We start from the raw sequence: 18,759 nt of genomic DNA on the forward strand, positions 1-18,759 counted from the left end.
TTTTTGTTGTAGATCAAAACCCCTTTCCCTTTCCTTTTTTACAATACGCAGCAACTTAAAAGATAAGGTGCGCGTGATGATTAAACTTCCTCAATGGGATCAAACTTTAATAAACAAATACAATGTATCGGGCCCGCGTTACACGTCTTACCCGACTGCACTTTCGTTAGCCGACGGCTATCAGCAACAAGATTTGATTAGCGCTATTGAATCATCGCAAACCCGTGCTTTGTCTTTATATATTCACATTCCTTTTTGTAGCCAGCTTTGCTATTACTGTGGCTGTAATAAAGTCATTACTCGCCATCAATCTAAAGCCGATACCTACCTAGATTTTTTAGCTAAAGAAATCGTGGCACAAGCGCCGCTATTTCAAGACTATCGGGTTGAGCAATTACATTTAGGAGGCGGTACTCCAACCTTTTTGACCGCAGCCCAAATGACTCGCTTAGTAAAGCTACTAGAGCAACACTTTAACTTTAGCGATACCTGTGAGCGCGGTATAGAAATAGACCCTCGCTCACTGGCTGACAATATGCTGATTGACTTAAGCGAGATGGGATTTAATCGTGTGTCATTTGGTATTCAAGATTTTAATGATCAAGTTCAGCTAGCTGTTAACCGTCCTCAACATGTTGATGAGGTAAAGCAGTTAATTACCCAAGCAAAACAATTAGGCTTTAAATCAATTAATGCAGATATGATTTATGGACTGCCTCTACAAACACCTGAGAGTTTTAAGCAAACTATTGAGCAACTGATTGCTTTAGACCCCGACCGTGTTTCAGTATTTAACTACGCTCATTTACCTGATCGTTTTGCCGCTCAACGTAAAATAAAAGATGCTGATTTACCCAGTGCCCATAATAAGCTCACTATGTTCAAAAATACCCTAGAGCAAATGACACAGGCGGGCTATCAATTTATAGGTATGGATCACTTTGCAAAAGTTGATAATGAATTGGCTATTGCTCAAAATAGCGGCCAACTTCATCGTAACTTTCAAGGTTACACTACCCATGGAGAATGTGATTTACTAGGCTTAGGGGTCTCGTCAATATCGCAAATAGGCACAGCCATACTACAAAATAAGAAAGAGCTAAAACACTATTACCAAACAATCGATGAGCAAGCAGGCAGTGCCATTAATAAAGGCATGCATTTAACCCAAGATGACCTTATTCGAGCGGATGCAATTAAACAACTTATTTGCCAGTTTGAGCTTGATATGAGCGTATTCGCGAACAGACATAAAATCAGCTTTAATGACTACTTTAAAGATGCCTTAGAGGCACTCGCACCATTAATTGCCGATGAAATGGTAACAATAGAAAACAACCTAATTAGCGTAACACCAAAAGGGAATTTATTTATTCGTATTATTTGTATGTGCTTTGATGCGCACTTACAAAAACAAATAAATGCCACTCGCTTCTCACGGGTTATATAATTTAAAAAATAGCGCGCATAAAAAAAGCAGACCTAGGTCTGCTTTTTTATACTGTAAAATTTAAGTGCTAGTTAAAAACCACGTTTTCGCTGCCTTGGGCTGCTTTAAACTCAACAATAATTTTTTTACAGTCAGCTTCAATTTCATCACTCAGTGATTCTTCTGCGCGCCAGCGTGCGGTATCTTGCTTAAAAATTTCTTTTTTAGCGTACTTTTTGCGCGAATCGTGAGTTGGCATTTCTTTTACCACGTCGTACATTTTATAAATGCCTGGGTATGCAGTTGTTAAGTCACGCTCAGTATCAAAACTATATTGCGACATCAGCACCCAAATACGTAGACAGCCCTCAGAGTAATCACATTGCTTTTCATTCATCGCACGTGCAATTAAATGAATACTATCGGCTAGCTTTGCATTACGTTTTAAACGCGACTGCTTAAGTTTTTGCTGTTGCTCTGCCTGTTGTTTGCTAATTAGCTTTTTTTGCACACTTAGCTTGTAGAGCAACTGACCCGCATAAAATGCCAAGCCCGCTATAATAGCAGCACCTACAACTAAGGCTAAGATCACTGCTGTACTCATTGCGTATCCTTATTACTTATCTTCGTCGTCATCTAGCCATTCATTAGCTAGGTCGTTTGATAGGTATTGATCAAAATCTGAATTACTTTCTTCATCACTGAAGTCATCTTCAAATTCTTCTTCATCTTCAATGCCTAATAACTTACACAGCACTTGGTGACGCGCTATACGGCTATTAAAGTATTTAGCATCTTTACCCGTTAGCATTTCACCTTGCTCATGACGCTCAACTAATTTAAGCAAGCGCTCATCATTTTCAAGCGCCTCTAATTCTTGCTCAGGCGTTAACTCAGGCTCAATCGCCTTTTTAAGCTCTGCTACAGGCTTAAGGTTACGTTTCATTTCGACTTTTGGTTCAGCGGCTGGGGCAACTAATGGTACTGCTTTTTTACTACCAACACGTTTGTCTTTAGCAGCCGAACCTGTTTTTTGAGTGTCATTACTCAATGCATCAGGTGCATTACGTGAACCAGGCTTAGCGCCTTTGGTTTTCTTTACACGTTGCTCTTTCAATGCACGCATTTCTTTAAGCTTATCTTGGCTTAAACGAACGGGTCCATTTGATGGAATTTTACGTGACTTTTTCTTTCTACTCATATCTTGATCGTCTCACTTAAGAGGTTTTGAGCGAGGCGCAACTCAATGGGCATCGCGATGCTGGCCTAGCCAGAAGAATTCGGTTTGCGTTTTAGAGGTTGGGTTTCTCTATATATACGCCAAAGCATATTTAGATGCTTTTTTTAAACGGGGGGTATTGTAACAGGACAAATAAAAAGGCGGTAGAGAAAACATCTCTACCGCCTGCTAATCTGAGCGCCATTATATGGACACTTCTCCCTTCGACTTTTTAGTCTTTATTATTTTTATTATTATTTCTTTATCCGTATTATTATTATTTATCTTCCGTGTAGCATTCCATTTTGTTTTTATTATTAAACTTCCATGAGTTTTTATTATTTTCGGTCTTTCCTGACACTTTTTTGTTATTTCCTTTAGTAGCACTCTCAATGTGCTATTCAGTCGTGCCGCGCTACGATCCTTATAACGTTTTCCTATTTGTTATTATTGTTGCGACAGGGGTTAATTTACTCGTTAATAATTTTGTTACAACTAATTTATATCTTTTTTCTTATGTAAAACATAACAAAAGACGTTAAAAACCATAAATTACAATAAGTTAAATTGAAAAACAAAAATAAAATGAGACTTTTCTTACAGTAGAGTATGGTCAATGTCTTACAAGTAGAGGGGCTTTATCGGTCATTGCAGAAACAAAAAAAGCAGCCAAGGCTGCTTTTTGTATACTTAACATTGTATTATGTTAACAATATCTAAATAAATACGACTTTAGTGTAGGCCGCCAAGGTATTTAGATAATGTTTCAATGTCTTTATCTGTTAGTTTCTTAGCAATATCTTGCATAACACCATTTAGGTCGTTATTACGAGTGCCATCTCTGAACTGTTCAAGTTGTGACTTGATGTATTCTGGATGTTGAAAAGAAATTTTTGGGAATTTAGCTAATGAAGAGCCATTACCACGTGGACCATGGCAAGCCGCACATGATGGAATTCCGCGTTCAGCGTCACCCGCTTTGTACAACATAGCGCCTGTTTCTTGAACATCTTTAGGTGTAGCACCTTCAGACATATTCAAAGAAGCAAAATAAGCAGATAAGTCTTTCATATCTTGATCGCTCAATGGCATTGCCATACCGCTCATTACTGGATTCATTCGACCTTCTTTACCGCCCGAAGTCATACCTAATTTAAATTCAGTAAGTTGCTTATATATGTAATCTGCGTGTTGGCCTGCAATTTTTGGGTAGATGTTAACCGGCGCATTACCGTCTGGGCCGTGACAAGCCGCACACGTTGCTGATTTTTCTTTACCTGCGTTTACATCGCCATCAAATGCTGTTGCGTTGCTTGCTGACAACGCACCAAGCAATATAGTTAAAGATAGTGCTATTTTTTTCATGGTGAATTCTCTGTTTCCGACCCTGTATCATCTACAATATGGATGTTGTGATTTTTATATTCTACACGATATTAAATTCTCTGGCACGTTTTCTACACACATTAAACCTATAAATTATAGGGTTTTGAGTAAAATTAATCGCTAAGCCAGTTAAAATGTACCATCAGCAACGGTTTTACATGCTCAAATACACTTTTTAATAGCTACTTTATAGTATAAAATACGCGCCACGGGTGAATTTGGTTTACCCAATGTTATTTTTTTTAGTTTTAGGAGAGCCTGTGCTCAAATCTCGTATCAAGTATAACACTGCGTCTTTTGTTACAAGCGCGCCAGACATCACTAAATTACCTGCTGATACGGGAATTGAAGTCGCGTTTGCCGGTCGCTCAAATGCAGGTAAATCAAGTGCGCTTAATGCCCTTACCGATCAAAAGTTAGCACGTACTAGTAAAACACCTGGCCGTACTCAGTTGATCAACACATTTGAACTTGCCGATGTCGATGACATGCGCCTAATTGACTTACCAGGTTATGGCTTTGCGAAAGTGCCAATTGAAATGAAAAAGAAATGGCAAAAGTCGCTAGGCGAATACCTACAAAAACGTCAAAGCTTAAAAGGTATTGTGGTGTTGATGGATATTCGTCATCCATTAAAAGATTTAGACCGTGATTTAATTAATTGGGCTGTAGGTAGTGAAATTCCAGTATTGGCACTATTAACTAAAGCAGATAAGCTCAAGCAAGGTCCACGTAAATCACAGGTACTTAGTGTTCGTCGTGAATTGAGTGAATTAGATGGCGATATAACAGTTCATGCATTTTCATCACTTAAAGGCACAGGCTTACCAGAAGTCGCTAAAAAGTTAGATGAGTGGTACTTAGGTCCAATCGTAGCAATTCCACCTGCTGACACAGAGTAATTACCCTAAATAAAACCGCTCATTCGCGGAGGTAATAAAATAGCCGAGCTCATCTGTTTCGGCTATTTCAGCCCACTGATAAAACACATTTCTGGCAACTCGCGCAAAACAACCATAGGGTAATTGCATATAAGGCACTGCAGCGCCTTTGTAATTATTAATATATAGCGGCTCAGCACGACTTAGTAGCCAGGTACGCTGTAGATTATCAATACAACAAATAACATCACCATCAGAGGTCGACTCACGATGCCAACTTACAATAATAAATGGCGCATCCTTAACCTCAATCACAATTTTCTCTACTGGCGTTTTTAAATAAAACTGTCCATCTTCGCGGCACAACACACTAGCAAACAGCTTTATCATGGCTTGGCGGGTAATTTCACTACCCGCATAAAACCATTTACCTTGCTCGTCAATCAGCAGTGGCAATTGCCCGCAATGAGCAGGCTGCCATTGTTCAAAAGGTTTACTTGGCTCGCTTAGTTGCTTACTAAGTTCGTTAAGAGAAATCACTGTTTTTTAAAGGTCAGTGCAAAAGTAACCGGTACCGCAGTAGCAATCGAAGGTAAGCCGGCTAGTTTTTGTAACTGCATTACCCCTTCGGTGACTTTAAAGTCATCGCTATTAATAATAATAGGCTTGAATGATGCTACGCTTAAATCCCCGTTTTCCGCACTACTAACAAGTACATCAACTGCAAGTGGCTTTTTATGACCGTGAAAGTCTAGCTCGGCGCTAACACCTTTTAATACGTACTGCCCAGGCTGCTTAATAAGTGACAATTTATCAGATAAGTCAGCGGTTAATACTGCATTTGCAAAAGTGTCAGATTCAAACAAAATTTTGCTTAGGCGCTCGTTACGAATAGGAATAAACGTTTCAGCTGAGGTTAAATCAACATTTACGCTAAACTGACCTTGCTCACTCAATTGCCCTGATAACTGAGTAAAATGGCTTGTCTCAGCAATGCTATTTTTTTTAATTGAGACAAAACTTAATTGGCTTTTATCGTTGAGTAACTGCCAGTTTGCCGATGCAACACCTGAAACTAGTAAACATGATAAAGATAAACCTGCTACAGCTAACGTTTTAAACATAATGCACTCCTAAAATAAAAGATTTATACCCGAAAAAATAATACTTTGATCAGTCAAATTGAAAATCACTAATACGCTGAGTTAAAAAGAAAACGCACAGTAAACTGATGGTATCACTTGAAACGCTAAGTGCAATTAGAGAATAAATTTAACGCTTTGGAGTAAAGCTATAAAAAAACGGCCCATCAAATATATGATAGGCCGATATAGCAAACTGGGGAGAAGCTATCAATACGTTGCATCTTACGATGCATCATCAACAGGATGTCCTACAGGATGAGGACGGGCGGCACTTTACCAAAAGCAAGCGTAAAAATACAAGCATATTATCGATATTCGAAGCGAATTGACGAACCTCTAACGATTTAATACAAACTGCTGTTTAATTTAACTTTTTTTTAACCTGCAAGCTAAAAGAAAAGCGCCTATTGGCGCTTTTAAATAATTCTTTTTAACTGTTGTGTTTACCTAAGACAAGGCATCCTTGGCATACCAAATTAGTGCGCTTGTTCCCAGTTATCACCTTCGTCAGCTTCAACTATAAGTGGTACATCTAGCTGTGCCGCTTGTGACATCAGCTCACAAATTTGCTGAGTGTATTGCTCAGTGCACTCTGTTTTAATCTCAAATACCAATTCATCGTGCACCTGCATAAGTAGCTTAACCGTATTAGGCGCTTGCTGGTTAACCCATGCATGTACTGTTAACATGGCTTTTTTAATAATATCGGCAGCAGTGCCTTGCATAGGGGCATTAATTGCTGCGCGCTCAGCGCCTTTGCGGCGTGCTCCATTGCGGGCATTTATTTCTGGTAAATGTAAGCGGCGGCCAAAAATAGTTTCTACGTAACCATTTTCTGCTGCTTTTTCACGGGTCGTTTCCATGTATTCTAAAACACCTGGGAAACGCTCAAAATATTTATCAATATAATGCTGTGCTTCATGGCGTGGTACATCAAGTTGACGTGCCAGACCAAATGCCGACATGCCATAAATTAAGCCAAAGTTAACGGCTTTAGCTTTACGGCGCATATCAGATGTAACCTCTTCAAGCTCAACTCCAAATACCTCAGCAGCTGTAGCGCTATGCACATCTAAGCCATTTGCAAAGGCATTGAGCAACCCTTTATCTTGTGAAAGATGCGCCATAATACGCAGCTCTATTTGGCTGTAATCGGCCGCCACAATTTTATATCCATCAGCAGCAATAAAGGCTTCACGAATACGGCGCCCTTCTTCTGAACGAATAGGAATATTTTGTAGGTTAGGATCGCTTGAACTTAATCGACCCGTTGCTGTTACCGCTTGATGATAAGAAGTATGCACACGTTTGGTTTGCTCATTCACGATCAGTGGCAATTTATCTGTGTAAGTTGATTTAAGCTTAGATAAACCGCGATGCTCAATAATCACTTTAGGCAATGGGTAATCGTGTGCTAATTCTTGCAGTACTTCTTCTGCTGTAGAAGGCGCGCCTTTAGGTGTTTTTTTGATAACGGGCAATTCTAGCTTTTCAAATAACAGTACTTGTAATTGCTTTGGCGAGCTTAAGTTAAACGGTTCGCCTGCGATTTCAAACGCTTCTTTTTCAAGCTCAAGTAATCGTTCACCTAAACGTTGGCTATGCGTGGCCAACATGTTGCTGTCGATAGCAACACCGGTGCGCTCAATGTCAGAAATAACGCTTACTAGTGGCATTTCTATATTTTCAAACACCGATTTAAGCTTTTCATCCGCTTCAAGTTTCGGCCATAGTACTTGGTGTAAACGCAAAGTAATATCGGCATCTTCTGCGGCATAAGGCGCCGCTTTTTCAAGTTCGATTTGATTGAACGTGAGCTGCTTTTTACCTTTACCAGCAATGTCTTCAAAGCTAATATTTTTGTGGCCTAAATATTTAAGTGCTAATGAGTCCATATCATGACGAGTACCTACGCTGTTAAAAACATAAGACTCCAACATAGTATCAAACTTAATACCATTTAATTCATAGCCAGCATTGGCAAGCACACTTTTATCGTATTTTAAATTTTGACCAACTTTAGCTTTATTTTCGTCAGCTAATATTGGCCCAAGCTTTTGCATCACAAATTCAAGGCTTAGCTGTTCAGGCGCATCTGGGTAATCATGTGCAACCGGTAAGTAGGCGGCTTCCCCTGCTTTTACTGCGAAACTCATCCCTACCAACTGCGCTTTCATATACTCTAAACTGGTTGTTTCAGTATCAAAAGCAAATAGCTCAGCTTCATTGAGCTGCTCTATCAATGTATTAAATTGGACCTCAGTTAAAATCGTTTCATAGTGCGCATCTTCAACTTTTGGCAACTCATTCTCTTGGGTTGGGACCGCTAAATGTGTGTCAGCATCTTTTGGATTGTCTAGTAATTCAGCTAGCCAGCGACGGAATTCACACTCACCGTATAAGGCAATTAATTCGTCTTTATTCGGTGTTTGCAATTTAAAAGTATCAAGATCAGATTCAACCTCCACATCACACTTAATAGTGGCAAGTTCATAGCTCAATGGTAAATGATCAATCGCTTTTGCAAGCTTTTCACCTATTTTACCTTTGATATCAGCAGCATTATCAATTACGCCCTGAAGCGATCCGTACTTTTGTAACCATTTAACCGCAGTTTTAGGCCCGCACCCTTCAACACCAGGAATATTATCTACTTTATCGCCCATTAAGGCTAAATAATCGATAATAAGATCAGGCCCAACACCAAACTTTTCAACCACAGTGTCGGGATCTGAAATACTATCAGTCATGGTATTGATCAAAGTGACATGCTCATTAACCAACTGCGCCATATCTTTATCACCAGTTGATACCAGTACATGGCGTTGTTGCTCAGAAGCAATACGTGCAAATGTACCAATCACGTCATCGGCTTCTACACCTTCAATACTAATTAATGGAAAACCCATCGCTTTGATAATGCTGTGCAGCGGCGCTATTTGGGTTCGCAGATCGTCAGGCATTGGTGGACGATTCGCTTTATATTCGCTGTACATGTCATTTCTAAAAGTTTTACCTTTAGCATCAAATACCACCACCATATGTGAAGGATCGTATTGTTTGATCAAACTTTTCAGCATGTTTACCACGCCATAAATAGCGCCGGTGGCTTCACCTTTAGAATTAGTTAAATGAGGTGGCGAATGATAAGCACGAAACAAATATGAAGAGCCATCAACAAGAACAAGCGGGTTTTCGGGGATCTGAGCCATGGTAAAATTGGATCCTAAATACAAAAAAGTAATATAAGTATAAGCATGCCATAAGGCAGTAAATAAAACGACTGTGAATTAATGTGATTAAGAGCGCTACATTTTTAGCAACTTGTGGATAACTATGTAGATAACACCCACAAACTATCCATCCGAAACATAGTAAAATGCTTAGATTAGTTTGTAATTTATTGTTTTGTTTAAAAAAAGATAATTCGAGGTTCTTTTTTATTATTCTTCTATCAATGTGGAAAAGGCATTTAAACCGTTACTGGTGTTGTAACCCACTTTGATTATTTACGTCCATTTAAATAACTGGATGAGCATTCTAGCATAATGGATCAAAGATCATAGCGATCCTTTATAATTTTTTTTACCCTTACTAGTTATCAAATGGCATATAGCGCATAACAACTTACTTTGCGGCTAAAAAACCAGCAAATAAATTTTTAGATAGGCTGATTCGTCGTGTTAAACTTTATTAAAATGACTTCAATGGAGCAAAATAATATGAAAAATATAGCGGTAATTTTAGCAGGTTGTGGCGTATTTGATGGCAGTGAAATTAATGAAGTAGTGCTTACTTTATTACACATTGAAAAAAACAACGCGAAATATCAGTGTTTTGCGCCCGATATTACGCAGTACCATACTCTTAATCACATTACTGGTGAAGAAATGGCAGAGTCGCGTAATGTATTAGTGGAATCGGCTCGAATCACCCGTGGCAATATAAAGTCACTCGCTGAATTAGACATTACACAATTTGACGCTTTAATTATTCCTGGCGGCTTTGGTGTAGCTAAAAACTTATCTGACTTTGCTATTAATGGCACTAACGCGAAAGTAAATGACGAAGTACTGAGCGCTTGTAAAGCATTTGCAAAAGCAAATAAAGCCACCGGTTATATGTGTATTGCACCCGCTTTATTGCCATTCATTTATAATAAACCACAGCTCACTATTGGTAATGATAGCGACACGGCCGATGCTTTAACCACATTAGGCGCTGAGCATATTGAGTGTAAAGTGGATGATATTGTTATTGATAAAAATAATAAGCTGGTTACAACACCTGCTTATATGTTGGCACAATCAATTATGGATGCCGATGCAGGAATCGAAAAACTAGTACGTAACGTATTGGCCATTAGCTAATTATTAGGGTTCTGATCGCATTTAGATGTCTAATGATCCCGTTTTATTTAGGTAATTTATTGAGTTAAGACAATCATTAGTCGTATTTATAAATAAAATCGACTCTGAGCATTTTATAAATCACTGAGTGGAGTTATAATTGGTCTAAATTCCGTCATTTAAAATCGTGATTGATCACGTTCAAATTGAAGTGGGCAAGGCAAAATGAAAAAACTATCAGCTGCAGCATTACTTGTGCTAGCAACCACCGCATACGCACAGCCATATGATAACTCTATGACTGAAGATGCAATTAAAAAACGTTTAGCGCCTATTGGTGCTGTTTACCTTGAAGGTGAGAAAGTAGCGGTTGCTGCACCAACAGGTCCTCGTTCAGGCGAGCAAGTATATCAAGCAGCCTGTTTTGCTTGTCACGGCACAGGTGCTTTAGGCGCTCCTAAATCAGCTGACGATTGGGCTCCTCGTATCGCTAAAGGAAAAGACACCTTATTAGATCATGCGATCAATGGCTTTAATGCCATGCCACCGCGTGGAACGTGTATGGATTGTTCTGATGATGAAATAAGCGCAGCAATCGATTTCATGACCGCTAACTAAAATTAGCTAGCATAAAAAGCTTTAAATAAAAGGTTTACGTTTTAGTAAGCCTTTTTTGTTTCTAATTCATGAGTTTTAGCTACATAATTAAGAAAAATATCTACTTGACGCAAAATGTTAAAAGTGGAACTATAATGATTAATAACTATACAAAAAATTATAACTGGTTAAACATCATTGGAAGATAAACTTATTGTACCTAATAGCGTAGTGCGCCAAAATAAACGACTAAAAGCACTATTAAAAAAGTACAAACATGCCTACCACCTCCACAATGCCCTGATACAATTATCAGAGCAAGCAAGTACTGTTGCCGAGCTAACCTTACTTTACCCTGCTATTCATGACATTTTACAAAAGTATGTTCCGAGTAAAAGCTTTTATGTGGTGCTGGTTGATCCCCAATCACAACAGTTAGAATTATCTTATTTTTCTGATGAAAAAGATGGCATTGCAGTACCACTTAATCGAGATAATAATTTTGAAGAAGGCGCAACGGGTTATGTCTTCAAGCAAGGGAAAACCACTTACTTTACCAAACAGCAAATGCATGATGCTGCCCAGCAAGGCTTATTTAAAGCATTGGGTACACCTGCAGAACACTGGGTAGGCGTTCCCGTTTATCAAGAAAGAAACATTATTGGTGTGTTAGCCGCGCAAAGTTACGACACAGAACAAGGTTACAGTTCTCAACAAATAAACCTGCTTGAGGCCATGTCACTCTATTTAGCCACCGCAATTGAACGGGTTAAAAAACGAGAGTTACTCGAATCAGAAGTAAAATTAAGAACCCGAGCATTAACGCAAAGTAATGACGCTTTAAATGTTGAAATACAACAGCGAAAAGGTGCCCTGCAACGCCAGCAAATATTATTCAAAATTTCAGAGCTGACAACCCAAGCCAAAAATTTAGATGATGCTTATTTTCAAATACACGAAATAATAAAAACCATTACTTACGCAAAAAACCTTTATATTGCCTTGTATGATAAAGAATCAGGTTGGATCAGTTTTCCCTACAGTGTCGATGAATTCCAAGGCAGCACTCAACCACGGCGCTTTGCAAAAGGCTACAGTGAACTGGTTATAAGCACCGAAGAAACACAAATAATTCATCCGCAAAGAGCACAAGAGTTATTAAATAGTGGCATTGTAGAGCGTGAAAAACCAATTGATGAATCCAAGAGAGCCACCAGCTGGCTAGGCGCTCCGCTAAAAACTTCGCAAGGCGTTATAGGGTTAATTGTTTGCCAAGCTTATAATAATGAACACCTTTTTACACATGATGATGCAGAGCTAATCACCTTTGTATCGCATCAAATTGCCACGGTATTACAAACAAAATTAGCTTCACAGGCACTAAAAAAGAGCCACCAAGAACTTGCCTCACGAGTTAATGAAAAAACTAAAGAATTGAGCCAAGCAAATTTACATTTGCAAATGCAAATTGATGAACGTAAAAAAATAGAACAACAGCTTTATCACGATGCTCACCATGACTCACTAACAGGCTTACCAAATCGGAATTTATTTTTAACTCAACTAGAAAAAACCCTGCAATATTATCAACGCAATCCAAATGAGCACTTTGCTGTATTGTTTATTGACCTTGATAAGTTTAAAGATATCAATGATCAGCTCGGGCATCATGCCGGCGATGAGTTTTTAATTAGTGTTAGTAAACTATTCTCACAATGTATTCGTGAGCATGACTTATTAGCTCGTCTAGGCGGAGATGAGTTTGTAGTATTACTAACCCATTTAACTGAGCCAAATCAGGCAGAAGATGTTGCCAATCGCATTATAAAAATTATGCAAAAGCCGTTTTGTACCAAAGGCGTGTGTGTACAAAGTGGCGCTAGTATTGGGATAACCTATTCAAAGCAAAGCTATAAACATACCGATGAAATCATTCGCGACGCCGATGCTGCTATGTATTATGCTAAAAATTCAGGTAAAAACCGCTTTGAGTTATTTCATCCACTGCTCACTGAGCCTATGTTGCAACATGAGTCACAAACATTGCATCACCTTGATGTATTGCCTATGACGTTTCGTAGCTCAGATATTATCACCTTGGATGAGCATTATCAGAGTGCATCGTTATTTGAGGCTTTTGGTGAACACCCAGTCCTTGGCTTTACCAGTTTTGATATTTTAAAGAAATTTGCGAATGATAAAGAACAACATACCAAAGTTGAACTACAACTCATCCAACAAGCTTATCAACAAGCACAAAATGCAGAAATAGCCGTTGCGCTATTGCCTTGCTCCAGTTTACTGTTAGAAGAGCATGAATTTTCTTTACTAAAAGCGATACTAAAACAACCGGTAAACAATGAACAGCTTTGCTTGTTGTTTGATGAGCAGGAGCTGCGTTATGCCAGCGCACAGCAATTAGAGAACTTAAAACAGCTTAAAAAACTCGGTCATTCGATTGGCTTAAACAATTTCGCAAAAGACAAATGCGAGCTTAATTTGGTGACTGAAATAGAGTGTGATTATTTACTCCTTAGCTCCACCTTCAGTAAACGAGTATTACAACAAGAAAGCTACGATTTACAGTTGCAGGGGGTGTTGGCTATTACTAAGCTTAAACAGATAAAAGTGATAGCTAAAGGCCCATCAATATTAAACTTTAGAGCTCTTTTAGATAAACACGGCATAAACCTATTCGTTGCTAAACAGCACCCACTAACCAGCGCTATACCAGCTACACTTAAAAACTCAGAATTAAAATAGCGCTAAACACACCTTATTGTGGCTTTTTCAGCATTGCTCTTAAATTTGCAACCCGAGCTTGGCCTTTTTCCATGCGTTCAGCTTGGGTGTTAGGCGCTTTTTTGTTTTCAAAGGCTAAGTCATCTTGCGGTAACTCTTGCACAAATCGACTGAGCTCTGTTTGTGATGTTTCACCAAACTGACGGCGGATTTTAGCATAGGTTAAAGTCAGCTCTTGTTGCGCGCGGGTAATACCTACATAGGCAAGGCGGCGCTCTTCATCCACATTGTCTTCATCAATGCTTACTTGGTGTGGCAACAATCCTTCTTCCATACCGACCATAAATACATAGGGGTACTCGAGTCCTTTTGAGGCATGCAAAGTTAATAATTGCACCGCATCAGCTTCATCTTCTTCTTCGTTTCGCTCTAGCATGTCCCGAAGGGTCAATTTACTGACTACTTCAGCCAGTGTCATTGGCGGATTATCGGCATCGCCTGTTAACATGTCCGTTATCCAACGATACAGCTCGGACACATTTTTCATCCGCATTTCAGCGGCTTTGGCACTAGGCGATGATTCATACAAGTAAGCTTCGTAATTAATATTACGCACTAAATCCTTCACCGCCTCCAGTGTATCACTGCGCACTGCGTTATCTGAAAGCTCAACCACCCACCGAGCAAATCCAGCTAGTGCATTTAAACCACGTCCTTTTAGTCTGTATCCTAAGTCGTTATCAAAGCAGGTCGCAAATAAGCTTTGGTGTTTTTCATTAGCTAAGGTGCCAAGCTTTTCAAGCGTGACTGTACCAATTTCACGACGTGGGGTATTCACAATTCTTAAAAAAGCATTGTCATCATCTTGATTCACTAAAAGACGTAAGTAAGCCATGATATCTTTAATTTCAGAACGTGAAAAAAACGACATTCCACCACTAATTTTATACGGGATTCGGTTACTCATTAACGACTTTTCAAAGCCCCGCGCTTGGTGGTTACCCCGGTACAAAATAGCGTAATCTTTATAGCTGGTGCGTTTCATAAATTTATGAGAAATAATCTCTGCGACCACACGTTCTGATTCATGTTCTTCATCGCGACAGCCAATGACTTTAATTTGCTCACCATAGCCCAACTCACTAAAGAGCTTTTTTTCAAACTCATGTGGGTTATTTGCAATTAAGATATTGGCCGCTTTAAGAATGCGCCCAGCACTACGGTAGTTTTGTTCTAGTTTTATTAATCGAAGCCCAGGGTAATCTTTACTTAATAACACCAAGTTTTGTGGACGAGCACCACGCCAAGAGTAAATTGACTGATCGTCATCTCCCACCACAGTAAAGCGTGCTCGTTCGCCTACCAGCAATTTCACTAATTGATATTGGCTGGTATTGGTATCTTGATATTCATCCACCAGTAAATAACGAAAACGCTGCTGCCATCGCTCACGTGATGTGGCATTACTACTTAAAAGCAGCGTGGGGATCATAATTAAATCATCAAAATCCAGCGCGTTATACGCTCTTAATTGATTTTGGTAACGCGCATACAGCTGAGCAAACAATGCTTTTTGCGGCTCTCTGGCTTCGCGAATAGCTTGCTCTGGTAAAATGAGTTCATTCTTCCAGCTACCAATTTGCATTTTAAGTAGATTTAGTAAGTCTTTGTCTTTTTTAAGCTCGTCTTCGGTTAAATCACCGAGTAATTGATTCGTATCTTGGTCGTCAAACAACGAAAAACCGGGTTTAAAACCCAGTGTTTTTAACTCTTTTTTAATGATTTCAAGCCCAAGCGTATGAAAGGTAGACACCCATAAACCTTTAGACTCTTGTTTTCCCAAGGTTTGCAAAACCCGCTCGCGCATTTCTTTAGCCGCTTTATTGGTAAAGGTAACCGCCGCAATATTACGCGCTTGATACTCACATTTTTGTACTAAGTAAGCAATTTTGTTGGTGATAACTCGCGTTTTACCCGAGCCTGCGCCGGCTAATACTAAGCAAGGACCACTAATGTACTTTACCGCTTCATCTTGTTTAGGATTGAGTTTCATAACGACCAGCTGATTGCAAAAAGACGGGCAATTTTAACGTAATCACTACAATACGCCTAGCCAATAAGGTAATATTAGTTATTATCATTTTAGGCAACAGGCAAGGGACGACTATGATTAACCCAGCAAAACTTGAAGAAATTGCGAAACAGATCACTAATAACATGCCACAAGGTGTAAAAAACCTGGCTGATACACTTGAAGGTAAAACTAAGCAAGTGTTACAAAATAAGCTTGCCGAAATGGACTTTGTAAGCCGTGAAGAGTTTGATATTCAAAGCCAAGTGCTGATTCGCACACGTGAAAAGCTAACTGAATTAGAAGCAAAAGTGGCAATACTTGAACAGCAATTATCGGCAAAAACAGACGCTGAATAATAAATATAACGCCATAGACGAACCTGCTTTATGGCGCTAATCACTCAGTTATTCAAATAGCTCGTCCAGCACATAGTAACCCGTTGCTTGTTGCTGCTCTATGCTTACCCTCAGCAATTTATTAGCTACTTGCTCACCGGTAATGGGTCTATACCGTTTGAGGATACCAAAACGCGTTAGCAGTGGAAGTACCACCTCACCGAACTTTTCTGCAACTCTAAGCTCTGAGCGCTCGCCGACTAATAAAGACGGTTGTAATATGCTCAAGCGTGCAAAACCAAGCTGCTTCACATGCTGCTCAAGCTCTCCTTTTATTTTTAGGTAACGGCTCATACTATGTGCATTTGCGCCACTTGACGATACCAAGCAATAATGCGGAACAGCGTTATTGGCCGCCATTTGCGCACAAATAAATTGGTATTCAAAATCAACTTTATGTTGTGCAGCCACACTGCCCGCTTGCTTTAATGTAGTCCCTAAGCAAGAAAAGAACACGTCACCTTTGAACAATTCAACATGATGCGTCAAATTTTCAAAATCAATAACATGGCTAATTAATTTAGGATGAGAAAAATCTAATTGGCGGCGCGATAAGCTCACTACCTGCGAATAGCTAGAAGATGCTAACAGCTGTTGTAATAACTGGCTGCCAACTAAGCCGGTACTGCCGATTATTAGCGCCGTTTTGGCCATATTAAAGGTGACTGTCCGCAGATTTATTTAGTACATGGTGTACTGCTTTTTTATAGCTTTCACACTCTTCTTCAGCACAACTAACTACCGATTCTAAGTCATGCAAATGACCATTTTCTAAGCCATATACCCAACCATGAACCGTGAGTTCTTGACCTCTTAGCCATGCATCTTGAACAATGCTAGTGCGAGATACGTTACGCACTTGCTCAATCACATTAAGCTCTATTAAACGATCAAGGCGTTGTTTTTCTGGCAGAGCATTAAGTTGCTCTAGGTGTTTTTCTTTTACATCACCAACGTGGCGCAGCCAGTTATCAATAAAGCCAAAGCGGTCCTCGTTTAGTACCGCTTGCACACCACCACAACCGTAGTGGCCAACAACCATAATATGTTTTACTTTTAATACTTCGACCGCGTACTGCATAACCGATAAACAATTATGATCGGTATGTACAACCACGTTGGCAACATTACGGTGCACAAATAACTCACCCGGTAATAAATCAACAATTTGATTAGCTGGCACCCGTGAATCAGAGCAACCTATCCATAAGTATTCTGGGTTTTGTTGCATCGATAAAATTTTGAAAAATTCAGGGTTCGCTTCGCTCGTTCTAGATGCCCAGCGTTTATTATTTTCTAGTAAGTTATTTAAATTTCTCATTACATCTCTTTTAGGTTGAGGGCGTTTTTAAACTGGCTAAAATTAAAATATTACGAGGTGTTAATTGCTTCTCACAAAATGTATTAACACTGACATCATAGCCTTGCTGCTGCAAATATAAAGCACGATCGAGCACAAGCCAAACTTCTATTGCTCTTCTAAACACATGTCGAACCAGTTCAACTCGCTCTGTTACTTTTTTTCGCGCCTGCCCAATCAATAAAAACTTATTGTAATCAATATCTTTTGGCAGTTTTAAGGCTTTTTTGTCTGCCGCCCAGTTACAAAATGCTGCAAACGAATCTGAAAATATCGCTTTATTCACTGAAGGGACGCTGACATACCCTAACTCACCAGTAAGTGACTTTCTTAAGGCATCAAACCCGAGTCGCCACTCCACTTCTGTTTTTCGCACTTTGCCTACTCGCGAAGGAGCTGTAACAGTTTCTTGCAGGGCGAGCTTTAAATCTCTGTGGGTTAAATTAAGTCTGCTTTGCTGAGCGTACTCGCTCATCACTTGGTAATTATTATCAGTAAATAAATGATAGCAACAAGGTGAAAAGCTAATTTGTGGTACTTTTGCCGCACTAGCTTGATGCATAAAAGTTTGGTGTAACGCGCCGCAGGCATGTAAAGCGACGGCATGAGTGTGTGGGTTGAAAAAATCCTGAGTATTATCTTTGAGGACATCGGCTTGGCTAAATTGCATTGCCAGTCCCTGCTGCTGAGCACTTTTTTGCCCTTGTTCACACAAATGAGATTGTAGCTCAACGCTGTGGACACTTTGCGCACCATTAAAAGCTAACATTCGTCCTAAATGGCCTTTACCTGCACACCACTCCAATACAGGCTGGCTACTAGCGGGTAATGCGCCAACAAAGTCTTGTAACTGAGTAAACTTTCGACCTTTAATACCATTACTGATCCAAAACGGGTATTCCTTCCGAGTGTTAGTAATGGCAGGCAATGACACTAATCGGCTAAGTTGCTCAACAGCGGGAATATAAGATGAAAAAAACTGATAGAGCTGTTCTTGATCAGAGTCTAATTCAGCAACCGCCTGGTCAGATAAAGCGCTTAAGGGTGCATGTAATTCAGGCCAAGGTAAAGCGTCAAAATCAAATGCAGTACACTGCCAATACAAGCGAGTATTCATTAGCAAAGAGTCAAGGGCAGAAAATTGCTCAGTTAAGGTCATAACAGCTTAGGATATAAAAAAGA

The 18,759-nt window shown here is 39.5% G+C and carries 16 protein-coding genes; 6 read left to right on the top strand and 10 right to left on the bottom strand.

Translation table 11 applies throughout. The features are described from left to right. Positions 1–76: 76 nt before the first annotated feature. Positions 77–1,450 (top strand): oxygen-independent coproporphyrinogen III oxidase, encoded by a 1,374-nt coding sequence (hemN, locus tag CWB78_RS05025; protein WP_010390381.1) that lies wholly within the window; start codon positions 77–79, stop codon positions 1,448–1,450. Positions 1,451–1,517: 67 nt separating this feature from the next. Here the strand turns inward: hemN and CWB78_RS05030 are convergent, their stop codons facing one another. The 3 genes from CWB78_RS05030 to CWB78_RS05040 form a co-directional block, all read right to left on the bottom strand. Next, entirely contained in the window at positions 1,518–2,033 is a 516-nt protein-coding gene (locus tag CWB78_RS05030) for a DUF2489 domain-containing protein (protein ID WP_075169499.1), read from the bottom strand. 12 nt (positions 2,034–2,045) lie between these two features. Then, positions 2,046–2,630, bottom strand: coding sequence for a Der GTPase-activating protein YihI (gene yihI / locus CWB78_RS05035; protein WP_008112715.1), 585 nt, complete (start codon positions 2,628–2,630; stop codon positions 2,046–2,048). A gap of 750 nt (positions 2,631–3,380) precedes the next feature. Next, complete coding sequence (locus tag CWB78_RS05040; protein ID WP_008112717.1) at positions 3,381–4,013, bottom strand: c-type cytochrome; 633 nt, start codon at positions 4,011–4,013, stop codon at positions 3,381–3,383. A gap of 281 nt (positions 4,014–4,294) precedes the next feature. Here CWB78_RS05040 and yihA point away from each other — a divergent pair, with 281 nt between their 5' ends. Further along, positions 4,295–4,936, top strand: coding sequence for a ribosome biogenesis GTP-binding protein YihA/YsxC (yihA, locus tag CWB78_RS05045; RefSeq protein WP_041709727.1), 642 nt, complete (start codon positions 4,295–4,297; stop codon positions 4,934–4,936). On the opposite strand, the gene CWB78_RS05050 is transcribed toward yihA, so the two are convergent. The 3 genes from CWB78_RS05050 to polA all read right to left on the bottom strand — a co-directional run bounded on the left by CWB78_RS05050 (position 4,937) and on the right by polA (position 9,272). Continuing rightward, entirely contained in the window at positions 4,937–5,455 is a 519-nt protein-coding gene (locus tag CWB78_RS05050) for a DUF1285 domain-containing protein (protein WP_138594473.1), read from the bottom strand. It lies immediately after the preceding gene. Then, positions 5,452–6,039: a YceI family protein gene (locus CWB78_RS05055; protein ID WP_138594475.1), complete on the bottom strand. Its 588-nt coding sequence runs from the start codon at positions 6,037–6,039 to the stop codon at positions 5,452–5,454. Before CWB78_RS05055 ends, CWB78_RS05050 begins: the two co-directional genes overlap by 4 nt. A gap of 497 nt (positions 6,040–6,536) precedes the next feature. Then, positions 6,537–9,272, bottom strand: coding sequence for a DNA polymerase I (gene polA / locus CWB78_RS05060; RefSeq protein WP_138594477.1), 2,736 nt, complete (start codon positions 9,270–9,272; stop codon positions 6,537–6,539). A gap of 510 nt (positions 9,273–9,782) precedes the next feature. Between polA and elbB the strand changes: the two genes are divergently transcribed. The 3 genes from elbB to CWB78_RS05075 all read left to right on the top strand — a co-directional run bounded on the left by elbB (position 9,783) and on the right by CWB78_RS05075 (position 13,769). Further along, a complete protein-coding gene (gene elbB, locus CWB78_RS05065; protein WP_010390362.1) occupies positions 9,783–10,430 on the top strand; it encodes an isoprenoid biosynthesis glyoxalase ElbB in 648 nt (215 codons plus the stop codon). A gap of 204 nt (positions 10,431–10,634) precedes the next feature. Then, on the top strand, positions 10,635–11,027 hold the full coding sequence (locus CWB78_RS05070; protein ID WP_008112730.1) for a c-type cytochrome: 393 nt from the start codon (positions 10,635–10,637) through the stop codon (positions 11,025–11,027). 177 nt (positions 11,028–11,204) lie between these two features. Beyond that, positions 11,205–13,769: a bifunctional diguanylate cyclase/phosphodiesterase gene (locus CWB78_RS05075; RefSeq protein ID WP_138594479.1), complete on the top strand. Its 2,565-nt coding sequence runs from the start codon at positions 11,205–11,207 to the stop codon at positions 13,767–13,769. A gap of 13 nt (positions 13,770–13,782) precedes the next feature. On the opposite strand, the gene rep is transcribed toward CWB78_RS05075, so the two are convergent. Then, entirely contained in the window at positions 13,783–15,801 is a 2,019-nt protein-coding gene (gene rep / locus CWB78_RS05080) for a DNA helicase Rep (RefSeq protein ID WP_010390360.1), read from the bottom strand. Between the two features lie 113 nt (positions 15,802–15,914). Here rep and ubiK point away from each other — a divergent pair, with 113 nt between their 5' ends. Beyond that, on the top strand, positions 15,915–16,178 hold the full coding sequence (gene ubiK / locus CWB78_RS05085; RefSeq protein ID WP_008112735.1) for a ubiquinone biosynthesis accessory factor UbiK: 264 nt from the start codon (positions 15,915–15,917) through the stop codon (positions 16,176–16,178). 48 nt (positions 16,179–16,226) lie between these two features. Here the strand turns inward: ubiK and CWB78_RS05090 are convergent, their stop codons facing one another. The 3 genes from CWB78_RS05090 to CWB78_RS05100 are packed head-to-tail and all read right to left on the bottom strand — an operon-like array spanning position 16,227 to position 18,736. Then, entirely contained in the window at positions 16,227–16,871 is a 645-nt protein-coding gene (locus tag CWB78_RS05090) for a Rossmann-fold NAD(P)-binding domain-containing protein (RefSeq protein ID WP_138594481.1), read from the bottom strand. 1 nt (position 16,872) lies between these two features. Next, on the bottom strand, positions 16,873–17,538 hold the full coding sequence (gene can / locus CWB78_RS05095; RefSeq protein WP_008112739.1) for a carbonate dehydratase: 666 nt from the start codon (positions 17,536–17,538) through the stop codon (positions 16,873–16,875). A 10-nt stretch (positions 17,539–17,548) separates the two neighbouring features. Continuing rightward, the gene (locus tag CWB78_RS05100) at positions 17,549–18,736 is read right to left on the bottom strand and encodes a methyltransferase (RefSeq protein ID WP_138594483.1); all 1,188 of its coding nucleotides are present in this window, start codon (positions 18,734–18,736) and stop codon (positions 17,549–17,551) included. Between the last annotated feature and the right edge of the window lie 23 nt (positions 18,737–18,759).

Source organism: Pseudoalteromonas sp. S1612, from assembly GCF_005887175.1.
Lineage (GTDB): Bacteria > Pseudomonadota > Gammaproteobacteria > Enterobacterales > Alteromonadaceae > Pseudoalteromonas > Pseudoalteromonas undina.

Bases quoted from the DNA above. Each gene is read 5' to 3' on its own strand.
- can (WP_008112739.1), bottom strand. From the start codon at position 17,538: ATGAGAAATTTAAATAACTTACTAGAAAATAATAAACGCTGGGCATCT.
- rep (WP_010390360.1), bottom strand. From the start codon at position 15,801: ATGAAACTCAATCCTAAACAAGATGAAGCGGTAAAGTACATTAGTGGT.
- CWB78_RS05070 (WP_008112730.1), top strand. From the start codon at position 10,635: ATGAAAAAACTATCAGCTGCAGCATTACTTGTGCTAGCAACCACCGCA.
- hemN (WP_010390381.1), top strand. From the start codon at position 77: ATGATTAAACTTCCTCAATGGGATCAAACTTTAATAAACAAATACAAT.
- elbB (WP_010390362.1), top strand. From the start codon at position 9,783: ATGAAAAATATAGCGGTAATTTTAGCAGGTTGTGGCGTATTTGATGGC.
- CWB78_RS05040 (WP_008112717.1), bottom strand. From the start codon at position 4,013: ATGAAAAAAATAGCACTATCTTTAACTATATTGCTTGGTGCGTTGTCA.
- CWB78_RS05055 (WP_138594475.1), bottom strand. From the start codon at position 6,039: ATGTTTAAAACGTTAGCTGTAGCAGGTTTATCTTTATCATGTTTACTA.
- CWB78_RS05030 (WP_075169499.1), bottom strand. From the start codon at position 2,033: ATGAGTACAGCAGTGATCTTAGCCTTAGTTGTAGGTGCTGCTATTATA.
- polA (WP_138594477.1), bottom strand. From the start codon at position 9,272: ATGGCTCAGATCCCCGAAAACCCGCTTGTTCTTGTTGATGGCTCTTCA.
- CWB78_RS05090 (WP_138594481.1), bottom strand. From the start codon at position 16,871: ATGGCCAAAACGGCGCTAATAATCGGCAGTACCGGCTTAGTTGGCAGC.
- ubiK (WP_008112735.1), top strand. From the start codon at position 15,915: ATGATTAACCCAGCAAAACTTGAAGAAATTGCGAAACAGATCACTAAT.
- CWB78_RS05100 (WP_138594483.1), bottom strand. From the start codon at position 18,736: ATGACCTTAACTGAGCAATTTTCTGCCCTTGACTCTTTGCTAATGAAT.
- yihI (WP_008112715.1), bottom strand. From the start codon at position 2,630: ATGAGTAGAAAGAAAAAGTCACGTAAAATTCCATCAAATGGACCCGTT.